The following is a 20166-nucleotide window of genomic DNA, read 5'->3' as shown; positions in this document are numbered from 1 at the left end:
AGAAAAAAACCTTTCAAGTAAATTGTCGCGAAGATCCGATTAAAAGTTGCATTTACAGCGGTGCCAGCGCTATAGTAAGAGCTCAGATAATAGTCAACACAGGGATGTTGTTACCATGGCGCTGATCGGCCGCTTGATGATTTGCACAAGCCTGCTTAGCTTTAGCTTACCTGCCGCCGCTATGCCTGCGTCACCAACTCTATTGCCCGTTACTCTTGGCCTTGTCTTTCTGTTACTGATACTTAGTATCGCCCTTTGGACCAAGTTACGTCAGGCAAACAGTAAAGCCGATCAACTCACCACCTTTATTCATCAACATCAGGATGCTGTCTGCCTACTCAATGCTGATCTGCAGGTACTGGATGCCAATCAGGCCTTTACCCGCTTAACAGGCTTTTCGCTTGAACAGGTACAGGGTAAACCGCTTAGACTGTTCAATAGTCAGGGAGAGCCGGAAAGCATCGCGAAAGACATTCAAGGTTCACTCAGCAAAGGTCAATTCTGGCATGGCGATATTTGGAGCCGTAAAGCCAACCAACAGGTCTTTGCCATTGACTTGGTCATTTCCTGTCTACGACCAGCCAGTCACAACAAATCAGCTCTGTTTTTAGCAACTTTTTCTGACATTAGCAGCCGTAAGCTGAATGAACTGGAACTTCGCCGGGTCAATACCAAAGATCCCGGCACTCGCTTACCAAACAGAGCCGTATTTCTCGATTATCTGGAGCGAGAAATACAATCCACCACCGAGCAGTATCCTAATTTTGCCATCATGATCTTGCAGCTGGATACGTTGGATGGCAGCACCTTGTCCGCTCCGCGACTGGCAGAGCTTGCAACCAGCATTCGCACGAACCTTCCCAATGGCGTTTTTATGGCACGCTTAAGTGGTAACGAGTTTGGCTTTTTGATTCCAGCTTACTTGGGCAGTCCACGCCTTGATTTACAAGGCTATCGCTTGGCACGACAAGTACTGCCCCTGTTGGAGCAAGCCACCAAGGATACCCCACTGATACCGGCTTTCGGCATTGCACTTTATCCGGATGACGGCCACAGTTACGATCAACTGCTTCGCAGTGCCGATCATGCGTTGCAGCGCGCCCATACAAGCAAAGCTCAGCCTATCCAGTTATTCAATCAAGCGGCCTTACCTCGCTCCAGTGAGTCCTTCGCGCTTGAACAAGAGCTGCAGCAAGGGTTAAGTCAACAGGAACTGCGGCTTAGTTTTCAACCTAAGTTAAGCATCAGCAGCAACAGAGTCACTGGCTTTGAAGCTCTGGTGCGCTGGCAGCATCCTAAACGTGGCTTGTTAATGCCCGCTCAATTTTTGCCGGTCGCACAGGAGACCGATCTGATCATCCGACTCGATCAGCAGGTGCTCAAGCTGGCGTGTGAGCAAATGCAGCAATGGAAAAAAACCGGACTAATGCGTGGCCGAATGGCGCTGAACATTGCGCCGCAAACCTTTTTCCAGCCTGGCTTTTTGCAGCACTACTTGCAGCAGCTGCAAGAGCATAACCTGAGTGCCGAGCATTTCGAACTGGAGCTGGATCAACAAATTCTACAGCAACACCCCGAACTCAGCCTGCAACGCATGCAAGCAGCCAAAGAGGCCGGCTTTTTCCTGGTGCTGGATCGCTTTGGTAGTGGCTTATCCGCCTTACAGCATCTTCGCGACTATCCCTTAGACCAGATCAAAATTGATGGCTTATTGACGCAAAAGTTGGAGCAATCCGAGCTGGAGCGTAACCTGACGGCAGGTTTGATACGGATAGCGGGCTATTTGCAGCTGAGTGTGGTCGCCTGCCAGGTAGAAAATGAAATGCAGGCCTATTTGCTGCACGTGATGGGGTGCGAGACCATCCAGGGCCATGTGTTCAGCAAAGCGGTATTGCCTTCCGAGCTTGCAGCCGTCATTGCGCGCGAGTCCAGGTCCATCCAACAGCTTACCGGTTAAGCTGGAGCCATAAAAAAACGCGCTGCAAAGCGCGTTTTTTTATGGCATGGAAACCGCTTAGTTCACAGCAGCACCTTCACCAGCTTCAGCCTGACGCTTTTGCAGGTACTGAGCAAAAAGAGCATCAAAGTTGACAGGTGCCAGATTCAATTGCGGGAAGGTACCACGATTTACCAGGTTGGATACCGCTTCACGCGCATACGGGAACAGAATGTTCGGGCAAAAAGAGGCCAGCATATGGGCCAGTTGATTTTCTGGTAATTGGGCAATGCCGAAGATACCAGCCTGCTGAACTTCACACAAAAACGCCGTTTCCTCACCCACAGTGGTGGTCACCGTCAACGACAAAGTCACCTGATACACATCGTCTTCCAGCTTATCGCTGCGGGTATCCAAATCCAGTTTCACTTCTGGTTTCCACTCTTTGCGGAAAATTGCTGGGGCATTTGGGGCTTCGAACGAAATGTCTTTCACGAAGATACGTTGGATAGCAAATTGCAGCCCTTGTGGGTCTTGCTGGTCGGCGGCAACGCCGTTTGGTTGTTCGGCCATGATAAATCCTAAAGAATAATAAAAGTTAATTTAACAGCGGATCCAATTTACCGGCCGCCTCCAGGGCAACCAGATCATCGCAACCGCCAATAGGGTGATCATTGATAAAAATCTGCGGCACCGTGGTACGGCCACCTGACTTTTCAATCATCTGCGGGCGTAATTCAGGTTGCACATCAATTCGAATTTCCTGAAACGACACCTGCTTGCTTTTTAATAAGGCAATGGCGCGGACACAAAAAGGACAATACGCCTTGGTGTAAATAACAACGTCTGCCATCGATTCCTCACTTGCTTCGTACAACGGGTAAACTGGCGCCTTGCCAGTTGTTCATGCCACCTTGCAATACACTCACGCTGGTACAACCTTGCTTTTGCAGGGCAGCAGCCGCTTTTTGTGCAGAGACGCCGGCCTGACATACCACAATAATGGGGTTGCTTTTCAGCTTTTCAAGGCCTTTGGCTTTGCCTTGAACCAGGTCATTCAGAGGCATGTGTTTAGCACCCGTGATATGTCCCTTGGCAAAGTCGACATCGGCACGCACATCCACCACCACCGCATTCTGACGATTCACCAACATGGTCAGTTCGGTTGGGCTGACCAGCTTGATGCTGGACAAACGGGACCTGACAATACCGAACACCAGCATAAAAGCCAGCACTGCCCAGATTAGGCTTAACAGAAGGTTGTTGCCGATAAACTCTATCCACTGCTCCATGACGCTCTCTTGCACTCTTGCTCAACAGAAAGAGCACGAGTATACCCGCTTTAGACGGATAAAACAGCCCCATCGGCCCCGCTTGAGGGCTGCAGTCAGCGGAAAAAACGGGTAAGATACAGCCTTCAGTCTGAGACACTAGCCGATGGAGAAACCAACAGCATGAGCCTGGCAAAAAAACCGTTAGTATTGATGATTCTGGATGGTTGGGGTTACCGTGAAGAAGTGGATGCCAATGCCATAGCTCAAGCTCGGACTCCGGTGATGGACCGGTTGTGGCAAGACTACCCGCATACCTTGATTTCCGGTTCCGGCATGGATGTCGGCCTACCACATGGTCAAATGGGCAACTCTGAGGTCGGCCATGTGAATCTAGGCGCAGGCCGGGTGGTGTATCAGGATTTTACCCGCGTGACCAAAGCCATCGACGATGGCAGTTTCCAGCAGAACCCGGTGCTGCAACAAGCCGTAGCCAAAGCCGTCACCGCTGGCGGTGCAGTGCATGTTATGGGTCTGCTATCTCCAGGCGGTGTGCATAGCCACGAAGAACACTTGCTGGCCATGCTCGAAATGGCGCATGCCCAAGGTGCGCAGCAGGTGTATTTGCATGCCTTTTTAGATGGCCGCGACACACCGCCTCGTAGCGCTAAAGCCTCGCTACAAAAGGTACAGAACTACTTTGAGCAACATGGCAAAGGCCAGATCGCTTCCATCGTTGGACGCTACTATGCCATGGATCGGGATAATCGCTGGGATAGGGTCGAACAAGCCTATCAACTGCTGACCCGAGGGCAAGCCAACTTTCAAAGCTGCGACGCCCTTAGCGCTTTGCAGCAAGCCTATCAACGGGATGAAAACGATGAATTCGTCAAGCCAACCGCCATCACCAATGCAAAAGGCGATGTGATTCGGATGCAAGATGGCGACAGCCTGATTTTTATGAATTTCCGTGCCGACCGGGCGCGGCAGCTGACTCAGGCCTTTATCAATCGAGACTTTGCTGGCTTTGAACGCGGCCAACAGCCCGCGCTCAGCCAATTTACCATGCTGACCGAGTACGCCAAAGAACTGGATGCACCAGTGGCCTTCCCACCAGAAAGCCTGGATAACGTGCTGGGTGAATGGCTCGCAAAACACCACAAGACTCAGCTGCGTATTTCAGAAACCGAAAAGTACGCTCATGTAACCTTCTTTTTCAGTGGCGGCCGTGAACAGGAATTTGAAGGCGAATCGCGTCTTCTGATACCGTCACCCCAAGTGGCGACCTACGATCTGCAGCCAGAAATGAACTCGGAAGAGCTGACCAATCAATTGGTCGATGCCATTCACAGCGGTCAATACGATGTCATTGTCTGCAACTACCCGAACGGTGATATGGTGGGCCATACCGGCATCCTGCCAGCAGCCATCAAAGCGGTTGAGGCTGTCGATCACTGCATTGGCCGGGTGGTCGAGGCCTTGCAGCAAGTCGGTGGTGAGTGCTTAATCACTGCCGACCATGGCAACGCCGAGCAAATGAGCGACCATGAGTCCGGTCAGGCCCATACCGCCCACACCAGTTGCCCGGTTCCGCTGATTTACGTCGGCCGCCCCGCCAAGGCTGCAAAAAAGGGCATTTTAAGCGATATTGCCCCCACCATGCTGCGTTTGATGGATCTGGATATTCCGGCCGAAATGACCGGACACAGTTTGTTTGAACTGCAGTAACCCATGCCAATGCTGCGCTCTACGTTGACCTTAGTGGGCCTTTGCTGTGCCTGCCTGGTGCTGACATCGGTCAGCGCCGACCCGCGGGTTAGCTCGGAGCAAGAGCTGGCAGAATTGCAAAAAACCATTCGGCAAACCGAACAGCAAGTCCAGCAACAACGGCAGGCTTTGCAGCGGGCCGAGCAACAGCTGCAACGCGCTGACCGGACGCTGGCAGAAGCCAGTCAACAAGTACGCCATCAACAACAGGCTTTGTCGGAAACTGAGCGGCGTTTAACTGAGCTGCAGGATGAGCAACAACAGCTGGAGCAGCGCTTTGCTGAGCAGCAACAGCAATTGGCAGCCCAGCTTCGCAGTGCTTACCAACTCGGCCAGCACGATTACACCCAACTGCTGTTGAACCAACAGGATGCCGGCCGGCTGGAGCGGGTCCTGACCTACTATCATTATTTTAACCGCGCCCGAGTGGCACAGTTGCAATCAATTCGCGAAACGGCTGAGCGGTTAAGTGCGGTGCAACTGGAGCTCACTGACCGCCAACAGCAGCTGCAACAGCAATTGGCTAGCCTGGAGCAGCGACAGCAGGAACTGCAACAGGCTCGCAGTACTCAGCAAAGTACCGTGCAAGACTTGCAGCGACTGCTGGAAGAACAAGGCCAGCAGTTGGCCTACCTGCGCGAAAATGAAAGCAGCCTGCAAGCCACCATTGATGCATTAAAAGCCAAAGCCCGCCAGGTCGAATTGTCCGGACTAACGCCGTTAAAAGGTCAGCTGCAATGGCCACTGCAAGGCCGTTTGCTGCAACGTTTCAATGAATTGCGCCAGGGCGGCTTACGTTCACGGGGCATTTTGATCGAAGGCACTGAAGGCGGCCCAGTGAACGCCATTGCCAACGGCCAGGTGATTTACGCCGACTGGCTCAAAGGCTATGGCTGGGTCTTGGTGCTGGATCATGGCGAGGGCTTTATGAGTCTGTACGGTCACAATCAAAATCTGCTGAAAGAACCAGGCGAACAGGTGATGGCCGGCGAGCAAATTGCTCTGGTTGGCCGCAGTGGAGGCCAGGCCAACCCCGGTGTGTATTTTGAAATCCGTGATAAAGGCGAAGCAGTCAATCCGCTAAGCTGGTTGCAGAGTCGTTAGCAACAGCAACCCATTCCGTTAAATGACAAAATTACTCTTTCACTGGTTAAAAAACGTCTTATAATGAAATTATCCATTGGCTTAAAATCAGCAGGTTTTGGCCAGCAAACAATAAGAACGAACGCAACCCGTGCCTGTACTTATCAAACTCTTCTGCCTCTATTTGTTCTGCTGCAGCATTCAGGTTGTGGCCAAACCACAAATTGCCATCATCATTGATGACATTGGCTATCAACGCAGCGATTTGGACATGGTTCGGCTACCTTACCCGCTGACCATCGCTGTGCTGCCTTTTACACCCTACGGCCAACAATCAGCACAACTGGCTTACGGTCAGCGCAAAGATGTGATGCTGCACATGCCGATGCAGGCCAGCAACAACAAAGACATGGGCCCCGGCGGCCTGAGCCGGGATATGAGCCGGGCAGACTTTACCCGCCAGCTTAGCCAGGCGTTGCAGGACATTCCCTATGCCATTGGGGTGAATAATCATATGGGCAGTCTCTTGACCGAGCTGGATCAACCGATGAGCTGGCTGATGCAATACCTCAGACAGCGCCAACTGTTTTTCGTCGATAGTTTAACCACGGTCAACAGCCGCGCCCGCTATCAGGCGCAGCAACATGGTGTCACCAGCTTAAGCCGGCATGTCTTTTTGGACAATGATGTGCGGGAAGAAGCCTTGCAGCAGCAATTTGATTTGCTGATCCGCATTGCCAAACGGCACGACCGGGCCATTGCCATTGCTCACCCCTACCCGGAAACCTACCGTTTTTTGCAGCAGCGACTGGCTGAGCTGCCTGAGCTGGGCGTCGAACTGGTGCCCATTTCCCGTTTTTTACCGCAAGAACACCGGGTGATTGCCGCTGGCTACACAGCGCCCGCCATTGCAGCTCTGGAATAATGACGGCTCCCAGACAAAGCCTTTACCCAACAAAAAAACCACCGACATGCGGTGGTTTTGTGGAGACTTGAGCTGCTTAGCTCATGGCAGCTTGCAGCTTTTTCATGGCATTTTTTTCCAGTTGGCGGACTCGCTCGGCAGAAACCTGATAACGCTCAGCCAGCTCCTGCAATGTCATCTTGCTTTGTGCCAACCAACGGGCCTGAATAATGTCCTGGCTGCGCTCATCCAGCGTTCGCAGGGCAGCGTGCAACTGGTCGTGCGCCCTATCGTCCGACTGTTGGTCCTGCACCTGACTGGCCAAATCCGACCCTTTGTCTTCCAGATAGTAGGCCGGTGCTGTATAGGCCTGGTCGTCATCGCCTTCCGGCGCATCGAATGGCATGTCGTAATTGCTCATCCGAGATTCCATCTCACGCACTTCGTGCTCAGCCACCCCTAGCGACTCAGCCACACGGCTGACTTCATCCTGGCTGAACCAGCCTAAGTGCTTTTTCGATTTCCGCAGGTTAAAAAAGAGCTTGCGCTGCGCCTTGGTGGTGGCGATTTTCACAATGCGCCAGTTTTTTAACACGTACTCATGGATCTCAGCTTTGATCCAGTGCACCGCAAAGGAAACCAGGCGGACGCCAACAGTGGGGTCAAAACGCTTGACGGCTTTCATCAGACCAATGTTGCCTTCCTGCACCAAATCACTAACCGGCAAACCATAACCGGCGTAGCTACGGGCAATATGCACCACAAAGCGCAGGTGCGACATAATCAGCTGACGGGCGGCTTCTAAATCACCATCCTGATGCAGACGTTCAGCCAGTGATTTCTCTTCCTCGGCACTAAGCATCGGAATAGCACTCACCGTCTGGGTATAGGCTTCAAAGCTGCTGCTGGCGCCTAAGGTCAGGGTCATAAGTTCAGATGATTTCGTCATGGTTGCTTCCATCCATCTCAAGTTGAAGGCTATCTTAGCACTCTTTGATTGAGAGTGCTAATTTTAGTTTCAGCTTTGTCAGAACTATTTTTTCTAACAGAACTTTATAGATTGCAATCAGTAATATACGGCGGCAAAAAATTGCTTTAGACTGGGTTGAAGCGGCACAAGGAGCCCTGTTTATGTACGGTTATCTGGCACGCCAACCCATCTTTGACCGGCAGCAACAACTGCTGGGCTACGAGCTGTTGTTTCGTGACAGTGAGCAAAATCAGTTTCCTGACATCGATCCCAACGAAGCCACCAGCCGTTTGCTCTCAGAGCATCATTTGTTTTATGGACTGGAGCGCATTACCGGCCACAAGCTGGCCTTTGTCAATTTTGCCGAAGACAGTCTGCTGTATCAGTTTCCCACTGCGCTCGACCCTGCCACCACCGTGATTGAAATTCTGGAGTCGGTGCCATTTAGCAGTGAGTTGCTAACCGCCTGCCGCGAGCTGCATGAACAAGGCTACCAACTGGCCCTGGATGATTACAGCTTCAACCCACAGTGGCAGCGACTGATGCCTTACATCAGTTACCTGAAAGTCGATATCCGCCAAACCCCAATCAGTGTCTTGCCAGACAAGCTGGCGCAGCTGCGTGACTTTCATGGCAAACTGCTGGCTGAAAAAGTGGAAAGCCAGACCGAATTTGCCCAATTGCAACAGCTGGGCTTTGATTGCTATCAGGGGTTCTTTTTCGCCCGTCCCGAAATGATGCGCCACAAAAAGCTCGGCCATCACCAAATGCATTTGCTGGCTCTGATTGCCGAAGCGGCCGAGCCAGAGCTGGACTTTGATAAACTGGTGCAGATCATGGAGCGGGATCTGGGGTTGTCGGTCAAATTGCTGCGCTTTATCAACAGCGCTTACTATGCCCGCCCCAACCCCATCAAGTCACTGAAACATGCGATGGTGTTTTTGGGTGCCGTCGAGCTGAAGAAATTCATTGCGCTGGTGGCGCTGTCCAATCTGGCAGACACCAGGCAGCCGGAGCTGCTGAAGCTGTCCATCGTACGGGCACGCTTTTGTGATCGCTTGCTGGAGTCCGCCGGCCAGCGTGATCTGCAATCCAGCGCCTTTTTAACCGGCATGTTGTCACTGCTGGATGCCTTATTGGAACAACCGCTGGAGCAACTGCTGCAGCAATTGCCGCTATCCGATACCATCAAAGATGCGCTGCTACGGCAGCAAGGCCCCCTGGGTCAACCGCTGCAACTGGTGCTGGACTACGAGCAGGCCAACTGGGCATTGTGTCAGCAGCTGGCCAATCAATTGCTTCCCAGCAACACCGATGTCCGCAGCCTGTATCTGGATGCCATCGACTGGGCCGAACAGCTGCAGCTGTAGCTCAGACTAGTGCGGGCACTAAGGCCCGCTTGGCTCAATGGCCTGGATATGACGGCTGACCGAAATGTAAGAGCCTGCCAGGCCGAGCAACACCGACACCAGCAACAAGGTCAAAAACTCGGCAAAGCTCATGGTCATCAGGGTAAAGCTGCTGTGGTATAACTCGGTGATCTGACCAATGGCGCCTTCCAACCACCAGACCATGAGCTCCACCACCAAAAACGCCAGCAAACCACCAAAAACGCCAAACCAGACGCCAGTGTACAAAAAAGGCCGCTGGATAAAGGCATCGGTGGCACCGACCAGCTTCATCACTTCAATTTCTTCTTTTTTGTTGATGATCGACAGCCGGATGGTATTGCCAATAATCAGCAGCACAGCCGTCAGCAGCAACAGGGCTATCGCCAGCACCGCCTGACGCATCAGCAGCAAGATGGCATCCAACCGCTCCAGCCAGGCTATATCCAACTTGCCAAAATCGACAATACGCTCCTGCTCAATGCGGCGGCGCAATTGCTCTGCCGCCTGAGGCTGGGTATGGCGTGGCAACACCAAGATCACATTTGGTAAAGGGTTCTCATCCAGCAACTGCAACGCCTGACCAAAACCCGATACCTGTTGAAATTCGGCCATGGCATCGGCCTTGGAAATAAACTGCACTTGGGCCACCTCAGGGTCGGCACTGAGCATGGTCACCAAGGTCTGAATTTGGGTTTGACTGGCCTCCTCGGTCAGGAAAAAACTGATCTCTGCCGACTGAGTGAAACTACCGCTGATGCTTTGGACATTCTTTACCAGCAAATGCAAGGTGGTTGGCAAAGTTAAACTGACCCCAAGCACAGCAATGGTCATCAACGACGCCAGAGGAGTACGCCACAACTCACCAAGACTGCCGATGCACTGACGCAGGTGCTGCACCCAAAACATCAGCCAGCGCTGCAGCGCTGGGATCTTTTTGCTGCTAGCGCCGGCAGCACGACCGGAAAACAGAATACTCACAGCGGCTCCTCGTATTGCAGCAAACCATCGTTGATCATCTTGCCCTGCTTCAGGGTCAGAGTACGGTAACGCATGCGAGCCACCAGGCTGTGATCGTGGGTCGCCACCAACACCGAGACTCCCACCTGATTAAAAGCTTCGAACACCCGCATAATGTCTTTTGACAGTTCCGGATCCAGATTACCGGTCGGCTCATCGGCCAACAGTAAGGGCGGCTTGTTCACCACAGCACGGGCTATGCCAACCCGTTGCTGCTCACCACCGGACAGAGTTTCCGGCAAGCAGCTGACTTTATCCAGCAAGCCGACTTTATCCAAAGCGGCATGCACCCTTTTGACCATTTCTTTGCCGGTAAAGCCTTCGATCACCAGCGGCAGCGCCACATTGTCGAACACGGTGTGTTCCATCAATAACCGGTGGTTTTGAAAGATAATGCCGATGTCACGCCGGATATAAGGCACCTGAGAGCGACGGATGCGCTTTAGATCGACGTTGTTGATCAACACCCGGCCACTGGTCGGGCGTTCAATCAGGCTGATCAGCTTGAGCAAGGTACTTTTACCAGCGCCGGAGTGGCCGGTTAAAAAAACCATTTCGCCTTTCGCCAGCTCAAAACTGATGCGATCGAGTGCAATAAAACCGCCGGGGTAACTTTTACTGACCTGATCGAACGTCAGCATACTTAAGAGTCCTTGTTAAACAGTGCCTGGATAAAATCCGTGCTGTTGAAGGTGCGCAAATCATCAATGCCTTCACCCACCCCGATGTAACGGATCGGTACCTTAAACTGGTCGGCAATGGCAAAAATCACCCCACCTTTGGCGGTGCCATCCAGCTTGGTTAAACTGATGCCGGTTAGTGGCACCGCTTCATTAAAGATGCGCGCCTGACTTAACGCATTCTGCCCGGTACCGGCATCCAGCGTCAACATCACTTCGTGTGGCGCCTCCGGCTGAATTTTTTGCAGCACCCGGACAATTTTTTTCAACTCTTCCATCAGGTGGGCTTTATTCTGCAAACGGCCAGCCGTATCCGCAATCAGCACATCGGCTTTGCGGGCCTTTGCGGCCTGGTAGGCATCGAAAATCACCGAAGCGCTGTCGGCGCCGGTATGCTGTGCCACCACCGGGATCTGATTGCGCTCCCCCCAAACCTGCAATTGCTCGACAGCTGCAGCCCGAAAGGTGTCGCCCGCCGCCAACATCACGTTTTTCCCCTGCTGCTTAAACTGCTGTGCCATTTTGCCGATGGTGGTGGTTTTGCCCACCCCATTGACACCGACCATCAGAATCACAAAGGGGCCATCGCTTTGCTCCGGCTTCAGCGGTTGCTCAACCTCTTGCAGCATGGTCGCCATATCCAGTTGCAACTTTTGATACAGCTGGTCGGCGTCCTTTAACGCTTTGCGATCGGCATGCTGCGTCAACTGCTTAATCAGCTTCTGAGTGGTGTCGACCCCAACATCGGCCAGCAACAACTGAGTTTCCAACTCTTCGTACAGCTCGTCGTCGATTTTTTTACCGACAAAGAGCGATGCCAGGCCAGCACCCAGGTTTTGGCTGGTTTTGCTCAAACCTTGCCGCAAGCGGGCAAAGAAACCCGTTTTGGCCGCAGGGGCTTGCCCGGTCGAAGCATCCGCTGCACTGGCCTGAGGGGCCGCAGCTGCCTTGGATTCAGACTCAGCCCCCTTTTCAGGCTCTGCAGTCTCAGAACCGGTGGAGATTGGTGCGCTGGAGGCGGCCTGAGTATTGTCCTCAGGGTGCTCAGCTGGCGTTGGGGCGCTATCCGCCGTGGTTGCTTCCGGCTGCTCAGATTCTGCCGCAGCTTTTTTGCCAAAGCCCAGCCAGGAGAAGAGTTTGGATTCTTTGCTCATAAGTCGGTGTCAGTGCCGTTCAAATCGGGTAAAATTGGTCGTTATACTAGCATCTTCACCAACAGGCATAAACCATTAGATGAGACGAGCAGCCAGCGCTAAAAAAGCCAACAGCCCGGGCCAAATCCGCATCATCAGCGGACGCTGGCGGGGCCGTAAAATTCCAGTCGCCGACGCGGAGGGGCTCCGCCCCACCACCGATCGGGTTCGGGAAACCTTGTTTAATTGGTTGATGCAGGAAGTAACCGGCCAACGGGTGTTGGATTGCTTCGCCGGCAGTGGCGCTCTGGCGCTGGAAGCCTTGTCACGGGAGGCCAGCTTTGCCCTGCTGCTGGAAAAAGACCGCCAACAAGCACAGCAGCTAAACAGCCTGTGCCAAACCCTGGCTGCCAGCGCCAAGGTCGTGCAGACCGACAGCCTACACTATTTGCAGCAGCGCAGCAGCACCCAACCAGATAGCGATCAGCCCTTTGATTTGGTGTTTATCGACCCCCCCTTTCGACAACATCTGGCCGAACCCTGTTGTCAGCTGCTGGAGCAGCAAGGCTGGCTCAGCACCAATGCCTGGATCTACCTGGAAACTGAAAAAGAGTTGCCTTTGCAAGCGGTGCCAGCCAACTGGCAGCTGTACCGGGAAAAAATCGCCGGTCAGCTGGCCTATCGGTTGTTCCGCCGTCAGGCTGATACTTAAGTCACCTTTTGCTTCCTGGCTTTCGGCTTGCCTTTACCGGCAGCTTTGCCAGGCCGGCCTTTGGCAGCGGGTTTAGCGGCTATGGCTTTGCGCTTGCTGCCCGCTGGCTTTTTCGCACTTTTAACCACCACCTTGCCTGGCAAAGGCTTACTGCTGTCCTTGGCTTTGCCTTTGCCTTTGGCTTTGCTGGGGCGTGGCGTACCGCTTTCTTCCAGCGCCAGATCAATGGTCCGGCTTTCCAGATTCACCGCCATCACTTTGACCCGCACCAAATCGCCCAAACGGTACCCCTGGCGCGAGTGCTCCCCCATCAGCACCTGACGCTCGGCATCGAAATGGTAGTAATCGTTTTTCAGTGAGGTGACATGCACCAGGCCCTCGATGTACAAATCGGTTAACCGGACAAATAACCCAAAGCTGGTGACGGTCGACACCACCCCATCGAACTCCGTGCCCAGATGATCTTGCATGTACTCGCATTTCAGCCAGTCCGAAACCTCACGGGTGGCATCATCGGCCCGGCGCTCGGTCATTGAGCAGTGTTCACCCAGTTGTTCAACTTGCTCAGGGCTGTACCGGTGTGCCCCTTTTGGCGTCTGGCCCTGCTGCTGCAGGATGGACTTAATGCTGCGATGCACCACCAGGTCCGGATAACGCCGGATGGGCGAGGTAAAGTGGGCATAAGCCGGCAACGCCAGACCAAAGTGTCCTTCATTATCGCCCTGATAGACCGCTTGTTTCATCGAACGCAATAGGGTGGTTTCAATCAGCTCCCGGTCTGGCCGCTCGGCCAAACGCGCCAGCTCTTGCACCAGTTGCAGCGGCTCAGGTTCGTCCGGCAAGGTAGTTTCAATGCCCAGCTCCGCCAAAAAACGCCGGAAGTTGGCAAAACGGTCTGGGTCCGGCTGCTCATGCACCCGATACAGCGCCGGTGTTTTGTGCTTTTCCAGGAAACGTGCCGCCGCCACATTGGCCATGATCATGCATTCTTCGATCAGCTTGTGCGCATCGTTGCGGTGCACCGGTACGATTTGCTCAATTTTGCGGTGGCTGTTAAAAATAAAACGGGTTTCCACCGTATCGAACTCAATGGCGCCACGCTGGGCCCGGGTTTTCGCCAAGCGCCGGTACAAGCTGTACAGGGTTTCCAGAGTGGTGATGTTGGCCTGGTATTGCTGGCGCAGGGCCGCATCGCCCTGCAGAATGGCGTACACCTTCGAATAGGTCAGACGGGCCTTGGAGTTCATCACCGCTTCAAAAAAACGGTAACTTTGCAGCTTGCCCTGGGCACTGATGTCCATTTCGGCCACCAGGCACAGCCGGTCCACCTGTGGGTTCAGCGAACAGAGCCCATTGGACAAAGCTTCTGGCAGCATAGGCACCACCTGGTCCGGAAAATAGACCGAGGTGCCGCGCAGCAAAGCTTCCTGATCCAGCGGTGTATCCACCTGCACATAGCTACTGACATCAGCGATGGCCACCCACAGCCGCCAACCGCCATCGTCGCGAGACTCGGCATAGACAGCATCGTCAAAGTCGCGGGCATCTTCACCATCGATGGTCAGCAGCGGCATCGCCGTCAGGTCGATACGGCCCGCTTTATCAGCAGCCGATACCTCAGCACCATAGCGGCTGACCTGTTTGTTGACGGCATCCGGGAATTGATGCGGGATCTGATGGTTGCGAATCGCCACTTCGATTTCCATGCCTGGGGCCATGTGCTCACCCAGCACTTCGATCACCCGGCCAACGGCATTCACCCGCTTGGTAGGGCGCTCAGTAATATCCACCAGCACCACCTGGCCATGACGAGCCTCACCTTGGGCCCCTTCCGGGATCACAATGTCCTGGCCGATGCGTGGATCATCCGGCACCACCACTGCCAGGGCATAATCACGGTAATAGCGGCCGACCACCGCCTCGGTTCTGGGCTCCAGAATGCGCACAATACGGGCTTCAGTTTTCTGTCGGCCACGGCCTTCGGCCAGGGTGGCAAGCACCCGGTCGCCATGCAGCAAGCGATGCATTTCGTAATTGGGAATAAACCAATCCGGACCACCGTCATCCAGCTTTAAAAAGCCAAAGCCATCTCTGTGGCCAATGACCCGGCCTTTTTTCAGGTCCATCCGATCGACAAGACCATAGCGCTTGTTTTTGGTAAAAATCAGCTGACCGTCACGCTCCATCGCGCGCAGCCGCTTTTTCAGTGCGAAAATAGCGTCGTCGTCGGTCAATTTGAGCTCGGCAACCAATTCCTCAAAGTAGGCAGGTTGTTGCCGCTTTTCAATGTGCTCAAGAATGTATTCCCGACTTGGGATAGGGTTGTCGTACTTTTCTTGCTCACGGGCAAGATGTGGATCTTGTATGGTCATGCCTGACCCTTGTGTTACCAATAAGACCTTTAGTGTAACACCTTCCGCAGATCCTTGTATGACATTCAGGAAACCGGACGCCGCGCCCGCTGCACCACCCGTTCAGGCATGCGCTGCTCAAACTGGCGCAGCAAGCGGCTGATTTTTTGGTGGGTTGCGTTGTCCGCTGTGACCGAATGATGCAGCCAGCGGTAGACCTGCTCGTAATCACGTGGACTACCGGCTTCATCAAGCAAAATTTCCGCCAGCCGGATGGTCGCCGGCAAATTGCCCAGCGCCGCAGCTTCACGCAAGTACAGAATGGCTTTTTCGGCATCCGGCTGCACAAAACGACCTATGTGGTAGTAACGTCCGACCTGCTCCAGCCCCTCCGGCAAGCCTTGGGCTGCAGCATCCAGCATCAACTGCCAGCCGCGTTCAATATCCCGCGGCACGCAGACGGCATAGGCCAGCATATCGCCCCACAAAAACTGGTAGGACGGCAACTTCATAATATCGGCCCGGGCTTCAATGTCACGGACCAACTGACAATCGTCATCCTGCACTTGCCTCAAATGGCTGTTGGTTCGAATCAACGCCAGCAGTTCATCTTGGGTATAGAGCTGCACAGCCTCCAGTTGCTGGATCCGCACCTCGTCCGCCAGCACAGACGAAGTCAAGCCTGCCAATAGTCCCATCACCACTAATCGCCGTACATACCGCATTTGAAACGCTCTCTTAGCCTTCACAGATTTACCGGGTTGAACAACACGCCCATCAAAACTATAGCATGACCCAACCAGCTGCATGGTTAATATCAAAGCAAAAAAAAGGCCAACTTATAGCTGGCCTTGATGATTCAGCACGAACTAACGCTGAGTGCTAGTGCTCATCCCACTGCTCCCAGAATGGCTGAGCCAGATTTCGGCGAGGTGCTTGCAAACGAACCGGGCCGTCGGATTGCAGCAACAGGCTGTCAAAATAGGATTGCGATGGATCCGAACAGGCACCATGCTGTACATAGTATAAGGCTTCTTGCAATAAAGCCTCTGACGTCAGTCCCCAATCCCCAGGAATGGTTTCTTGTACCGGACAGTTCGGCATTAAGCCATCAAAATAATCACCAAAACCCACTGCATTAACCGTTTGAAAGTTAACTGCAAACATCACCTGACGACGACGGTCAAAATACTCTGGCTGTTGACCAACCGGCTTGCCACAAGTTGCTTCACCAATTTGTACCACATCAATAAAGGGAGTTAACGAGTTAATCACCAGCTCGCTGGATGAACAAGAACCTGGGGTTGTCAGCACCAGAACCCGCGACAAATCAAGGAAAGACTGGCCTCGTTGCCCCAGGCTAAACTGCCATGTCTGGTTGTTCTGAGGATTTTTATCGTTGTAGGCGAAGGTGACAAAGGTTTCACCTTGCACCGAAGGCCAGGCAATGTGCGAAGCCAACTGACTGGCGACCCGGATTAGACCACCACCGTTGTAACGCACATCCAGCACCAGCTCATCGATGTTTTGCTCTTTAAAATAGCTAAATGCTTGCTCGAGCTCGGTCTCAGACAGTTCAATAAAAGAGTTGAACACCAGATAGCCGACCCGCTTGCCCTGATGCTCCAGTACGGAACGATGCAATACGGTGTTGGTCGTCACTTCCCGCTTAATAAAATCAGCCTGAAGCTCGGTGCCATCAGGCTTTTGCCAGACAAAATTGCGCAAAACCCCGTCGTTATTCGGGCCGAACATATCTTCATTGCTGGCCGTACCGGCTTCCAACTCTTCATTCCACTGAGCAATCGACTTTCCTTCAATCTCGACAATCCGATCGCCACGGCGCAACCCATTCTCTGCCGCAGAGCCATCATCGTAAACAAAACGCACTAGCAAGGCACTGTCGTTATCGACCCAGTTGAAGGACATGCCAAAACCAAAAAAGCGTGCATCAATAAAACGCGCTTCGTAATCTTCTGCAGTCATGGTGTAGCTAAAACGATCTTCAGGTGCGCTCAACGCCTGCACCAACTGATTGGTGGTACTGTATTGCAGCAGATTCACTGTCTGCGGCATCTCTTGGTACCAGAGATAATCACGAAACATTAAACAAAAGGCTTCGGCATTGGCCGACAAAGTTGAAGGACAGTTGGCACCGGAAAACTGCGCAGGATTCGGCCCCAGAGCTCCGGCAGGATTCGAGTTAGAACCGGATCCGCCACAGCCACCCAACAAAAGAGATGCAAATACAACAAGATACCACTTCATCTTACTAACCTCATTTTTACTTCATAAGGTATGATATAAAAAAAGCTGCCTTTTGGGCAGCTTTTCAGCGACGATTCATCAAAATAACTCAGGCTTCTGTAAAAGGGTGCCGTAAAGTTATCGTTTCATTTCTGTCCGGTCCGGTCGAAATAATATCAATCGGCACGCCCGTCAGCTGTTCCAGCCGGGCAATGTAGTTGCGGGCAGCTTGTGGCAGAGCATCCACTGACTGGCAACCGAAAGTGCTTTCCTGCCAACCCGGCATGGTTTCGTACACCGGCGTGACTTGCTCATAGCCTTCTGCGGCCAAAGGCGGTACATCCAACACCTCGCCATTGGGCATTTGATACCCGGTGCAGATGCTGACGGCTTCCAGCCCGTCCAGTACATCCAACTTGGTCAGGCAGAAACCGGAGATGCTGTTTAACTGAACAGCACGGCGCACAGCAACCGCATCAAACCAGCCGGTGCGGCGCTTACGGCCGGTGGTGGCACCAAATTCGTGACCCTTGACGCCGAGATGCTCACCCGCGGCACAGCTAAGCTCGGTAGGGAATGGCCCCGCACCGACCCGGGTGGTGTAGGCTTTCACAATCCCCAGTACATAATCCAGATAACGCGGACCGAAACCACAACCAGTGGCAACACCGCCTGCCGTGGTATTGGACGAAGTGACGTAAGGATAAGTGCCGTGGTCAATATCCAGCAAGGTACCCTGAGCACCTTCAAACATAATGGCTTTGCCATCGTGCCGGGCTTTGTCCAGCAGGGCCGTGACATCGGTCACCATGGCTTTTAAGGTATCGGCAATGGCCAGAGCATCTTGCAGCGTTTGTTGGTAATCTACCGCCTCTTCCTGATAGTACTGCGTCAGGGTGAAGTTGTGCAGCTCCATCACGGTTTTCAGTTTTTCGGCAAAAAGCTCAGGATTAAAGAGATCGCCAACCCGCAAACCACGGCGTGCCACTTTGTCTTCATAGGCAGGGCCAATGCCACGTCCGGTGGTGCCAATGGCTTTGGCACCCCGAGCCTTTTCCCGGGCAACATCCAGGGCCACGTGGATAGGTAGAATCAACGGACAGGCTTCACTTAACACCAGGCGCTCTTTGACTGGAATACCGCGCTGTTCCAGCATGGCCATTTCCTTCAGCAGGGCTTCGGGCGACAACACCACGCCATTGCCGATGACACAGGTCACATTATCCCGCAGGATACCCGATGGTATCAGGTGCAACACCGTCTTCTCACCGCCAATCACCAGAGTATGGCCTGCATTATGACCGCCCTGATAACGCACCACATAAGTGGCTTTATCGGTCAGCAAGTCGACAATTTTACCTTTACCTTCGTCACCCCATTGGGTGCCTAACACAACGACGTTTTTGGCCATGGTTCCTACATCATGGAAAAAAATTAGGCGAGGATTCTACCAAAAGTCTTGGCAAACTGCATCTGGATGGCTGAAAAAAAGTCAGTCCTTTGGCCGATACTGTGTCAGACAGCCTAAGTCAAACTGCTCAGCGCACTGATACAATGCAAAACCAAAACGCAGCCGATTGCCTCGAAAATCGGTAAGGATATGATTTTGCTTTAAAAATTCAGCAAGAGCAGCAGCGTCTTCTGCCGTTGGTAACGCAAAGGTCAGAAAATGGCCATGCTGCTTGACATCGCGCAGCAACAGCTGCTCCTGACGAAGCGCCTGCTGCGGTAGCTGGCTTAACTGCTGCAAAAAGTGCTGTTGCAGCTGCTGCACATAGCGATGGATCTGCAAAACGTCGATGCGCTCGCGTTGAAGCAGCTGCAACACAGCCCGCAGCCGAAACAGAGCGCTAAAGTCCATGGTTGCTCCGGCAAAGCGAAAACCATCAGGACTGTAAGGTACTTCGGTGCTGCGGGCCTCCGTTAAAGCACCAAACTCGGCAAACCAGCCGGTATAAATGGGTCGGTAGTGGTTCCCTTTCGGACAGAGCATAAAGCAGCAGCCTTCACCGGCCTGGGCGTATTTGTAACTGCCCGCCAGATAAAAAATGCGATCTTCTATCGGCGCTAACGCCAACGGCAATGCCATAAACGCATGGTAGCCGTCGATGGCGATCATCGCATCCGATACCGCTGCCAATTGCTGCACAAAGGCGGTCAGATCGCATAGCGCCACGCCGGAATTAAAAAACACCTGACTGCAAAAAATCAGCTCAAAAGGCTGCGCCGCAGCTGCTGCTGCAAAGCGCTGCTCAAAATCGGCAAAAGGCTCGGTGGGCACCACCGTCAGCTCGACCAGCGCGGCTTCTTGCATCCGGCTCACCTGACGCTGAAAACTGTAAAACTCGCTGTCGGTGGTCAAAATACGGATCGGCTGTCGCCAATCAAAGCAACTGAGCAGCCGCATCACCAACTCATGGGTGTTGGGAGCAAACACCAGTTGCTGCGGTTGCTGGCTGCCCAACTGCTCCGCCAGCAGCTGCTGCGTCTGTGGCAGCACCTGGCCAAACACCTGCTGCCATTTTTCGTCCGAGTGCCTGGCACTGAGATCCCAGTAATCCAACATGGCCTGGCGAGTCACATCGGGCCAGAAATGATGCGAATGACTGACAAAATGTTGTTTGCCGCTATGGCCTTGCAAAAAGTGTTGGTACAAATGCTGATACATGGCTCTTACCTGCAAAAAAAGGCCCCGCAGGGCCTT

Annotated in this window: 18 protein-coding genes; 6 read left to right on the top strand and 12 right to left on the bottom strand. The window is 53.3% G+C overall.

Features of this window, described 5'->3' with window-relative positions; all coding sequences use genetic code 11:
- Nucleotides 1-115 precede the first annotated feature (115 nt).
- Nucleotides 116-1957, top strand: coding sequence for a putative bifunctional diguanylate cyclase/phosphodiesterase (locus Q3O59_RS00895; protein ID WP_305943808.1), 1842 nt, complete (start codon nt 116-118; stop codon nt 1955-1957).
- Between the two features lie 57 nt (nt 1958-2014).
- Here the strand turns inward: Q3O59_RS00895 and secB are convergent, their stop codons facing one another.
- From secB to Q3O59_RS00880, 3 genes are read right to left on the bottom strand one after another with little or no spacing between them, the layout of a single operon-like run.
- Nucleotides 2015-2509 (bottom strand): protein-export chaperone SecB, encoded by a 495-nt coding sequence (gene secB, locus Q3O59_RS00890; RefSeq protein WP_305943807.1) that lies wholly within the window; start codon nt 2507-2509, stop codon nt 2015-2017.
- 25 nt (nt 2510-2534) lie between these two features.
- On the bottom strand, nt 2535-2789 hold the full coding sequence (grxC, locus tag Q3O59_RS00885; protein ID WP_305943806.1) for a glutaredoxin 3: 255 nt from the start codon (nt 2787-2789) through the stop codon (nt 2535-2537).
- 7 nt (nt 2790-2796) lie between these two features.
- Nucleotides 2797-3228: a rhodanese-like domain-containing protein gene (locus Q3O59_RS00880; protein WP_305943805.1), complete on the bottom strand. Its 432-nt coding sequence runs from the start codon at nt 3226-3228 to the stop codon at nt 2797-2799.
- A 162-nt stretch (nt 3229-3390) separates the two neighbouring features.
- On the opposite strand from Q3O59_RS00880, the gene gpmM reads away from it, so the two are divergent.
- The 3 genes from gpmM to Q3O59_RS00865 all read left to right on the top strand — a co-directional run bounded on the left by gpmM (nt 3391) and on the right by Q3O59_RS00865 (nt 6982).
- The gene (gene gpmM / locus Q3O59_RS00875) at nt 3391-4935 is read left to right on the top strand and encodes a 2,3-bisphosphoglycerate-independent phosphoglycerate mutase (RefSeq protein WP_305943804.1); all 1545 of its coding nucleotides are present in this window, start codon (nt 3391-3393) and stop codon (nt 4933-4935) included.
- A gap of 3 nt (nt 4936-4938) precedes the next feature.
- Nucleotides 4939-6078 (top strand): murein hydrolase activator EnvC family protein, encoded by a 1140-nt coding sequence (locus tag Q3O59_RS00870; RefSeq protein WP_305943803.1) that lies wholly within the window; start codon nt 4939-4941, stop codon nt 6076-6078.
- A 187-nt stretch (nt 6079-6265) separates the two neighbouring features.
- A complete protein-coding gene (locus tag Q3O59_RS00865) occupies nt 6266-6982 on the top strand; it encodes a divergent polysaccharide deacetylase family protein (RefSeq protein ID WP_305943802.1) in 717 nt (238 codons plus the stop codon).
- Nucleotides 6983-7058: 76 nt separating this feature from the next.
- On the opposite strand, the gene rpoH is transcribed toward Q3O59_RS00865, so the two are convergent.
- Nucleotides 7059-7910, bottom strand: coding sequence for an RNA polymerase sigma factor RpoH (rpoH, locus tag Q3O59_RS00860; RefSeq protein ID WP_228589885.1), 852 nt, complete (start codon nt 7908-7910; stop codon nt 7059-7061).
- Between the two features lie 182 nt (nt 7911-8092).
- Here rpoH and Q3O59_RS00855 point away from each other — a divergent pair, with 182 nt between their 5' ends.
- On the top strand, nt 8093-9301 hold the full coding sequence (locus Q3O59_RS00855; RefSeq protein ID WP_305943801.1) for an EAL and HDOD domain-containing protein: 1209 nt from the start codon (nt 8093-8095) through the stop codon (nt 9299-9301).
- Between the two features lie 18 nt (nt 9302-9319).
- On the opposite strand, the gene ftsX is transcribed toward Q3O59_RS00855, so the two are convergent.
- From ftsX to ftsY, 3 genes are read right to left on the bottom strand one after another with little or no spacing between them, the layout of a single operon-like run.
- Nucleotides 9320-10300 (bottom strand): permease-like cell division protein FtsX, encoded by a 981-nt coding sequence (ftsX, locus tag Q3O59_RS00850; RefSeq protein WP_305943800.1) that lies wholly within the window; start codon nt 10298-10300, stop codon nt 9320-9322.
- The gene (gene ftsE, locus Q3O59_RS00845; RefSeq protein ID WP_305943799.1) at nt 10297-10980 is read right to left on the bottom strand and encodes a cell division ATP-binding protein FtsE; all 684 of its coding nucleotides are present in this window, start codon (nt 10978-10980) and stop codon (nt 10297-10299) included. Before ftsE ends, ftsX begins: the two co-directional genes overlap by 4 nt.
- A gap of 2 nt (nt 10981-10982) precedes the next feature.
- Entirely contained in the window at nt 10983-12173 is a 1191-nt protein-coding gene (gene ftsY / locus Q3O59_RS00840) for a signal recognition particle-docking protein FtsY (RefSeq protein WP_305943798.1), read from the bottom strand.
- 79 nt (nt 12174-12252) lie between these two features.
- On the opposite strand from ftsY, the gene rsmD reads away from it, so the two are divergent.
- A complete protein-coding gene (rsmD, locus tag Q3O59_RS00835; RefSeq protein ID WP_305943797.1) occupies nt 12253-12864 on the top strand; it encodes a 16S rRNA (guanine(966)-N(2))-methyltransferase RsmD in 612 nt (203 codons plus the stop codon).
- On the opposite strand, the gene rnr is transcribed toward rsmD, so the two are convergent.
- From rnr to Q3O59_RS00810, 5 genes are all read right to left on the bottom strand, one after another.
- Nucleotides 12861-15236 (bottom strand): ribonuclease R, encoded by a 2376-nt coding sequence (gene rnr, locus Q3O59_RS00830; RefSeq protein ID WP_305943796.1) that lies wholly within the window; start codon nt 15234-15236, stop codon nt 12861-12863. The two genes, rsmD and rnr, sit on opposite strands and share 4 nt — an antisense overlap.
- Nucleotides 15237-15301: 65 nt before the next feature.
- Nucleotides 15302-15940 carry a tetratricopeptide repeat protein gene (locus Q3O59_RS00825; RefSeq protein ID WP_228589900.1) on the bottom strand — a complete coding sequence of 213 codons (639 nt, stop codon included), beginning with the start codon at nt 15938-15940 and terminating at the stop codon, nt 15302-15304.
- A gap of 157 nt (nt 15941-16097) precedes the next feature.
- Complete coding sequence (locus Q3O59_RS00820; RefSeq protein ID WP_305943795.1) at nt 16098-17483, bottom strand: S41 family peptidase; 1386 nt, start codon at nt 17481-17483, stop codon at nt 16098-16100.
- Nucleotides 17484-17571: 88 nt separating this feature from the next.
- The gene (locus tag Q3O59_RS00815; protein WP_305943794.1) at nt 17572-18873 is read right to left on the bottom strand and encodes an adenylosuccinate synthase; all 1302 of its coding nucleotides are present in this window, start codon (nt 18871-18873) and stop codon (nt 17572-17574) included.
- 81 nt (nt 18874-18954) lie between these two features.
- The gene (locus Q3O59_RS00810; protein ID WP_305943793.1) at nt 18955-20130 is read right to left on the bottom strand and encodes an aminotransferase class V-fold PLP-dependent enzyme; all 1176 of its coding nucleotides are present in this window, start codon (nt 20128-20130) and stop codon (nt 18955-18957) included.
- Nucleotides 20131-20166: the final 36 nt, after the last annotated feature.

Source organism: Alkalimonas delamerensis, from assembly GCF_030717955.1.
In the GTDB taxonomy this organism is placed as follows: domain Bacteria; phylum Pseudomonadota; class Gammaproteobacteria; order Enterobacterales; family Alteromonadaceae; genus Alkalimonas; species Alkalimonas delamerensis.
Note: the sequence above shows the minus strand (reverse complement) of the source record. Positions and strands in the feature narration are given on the sequence as shown.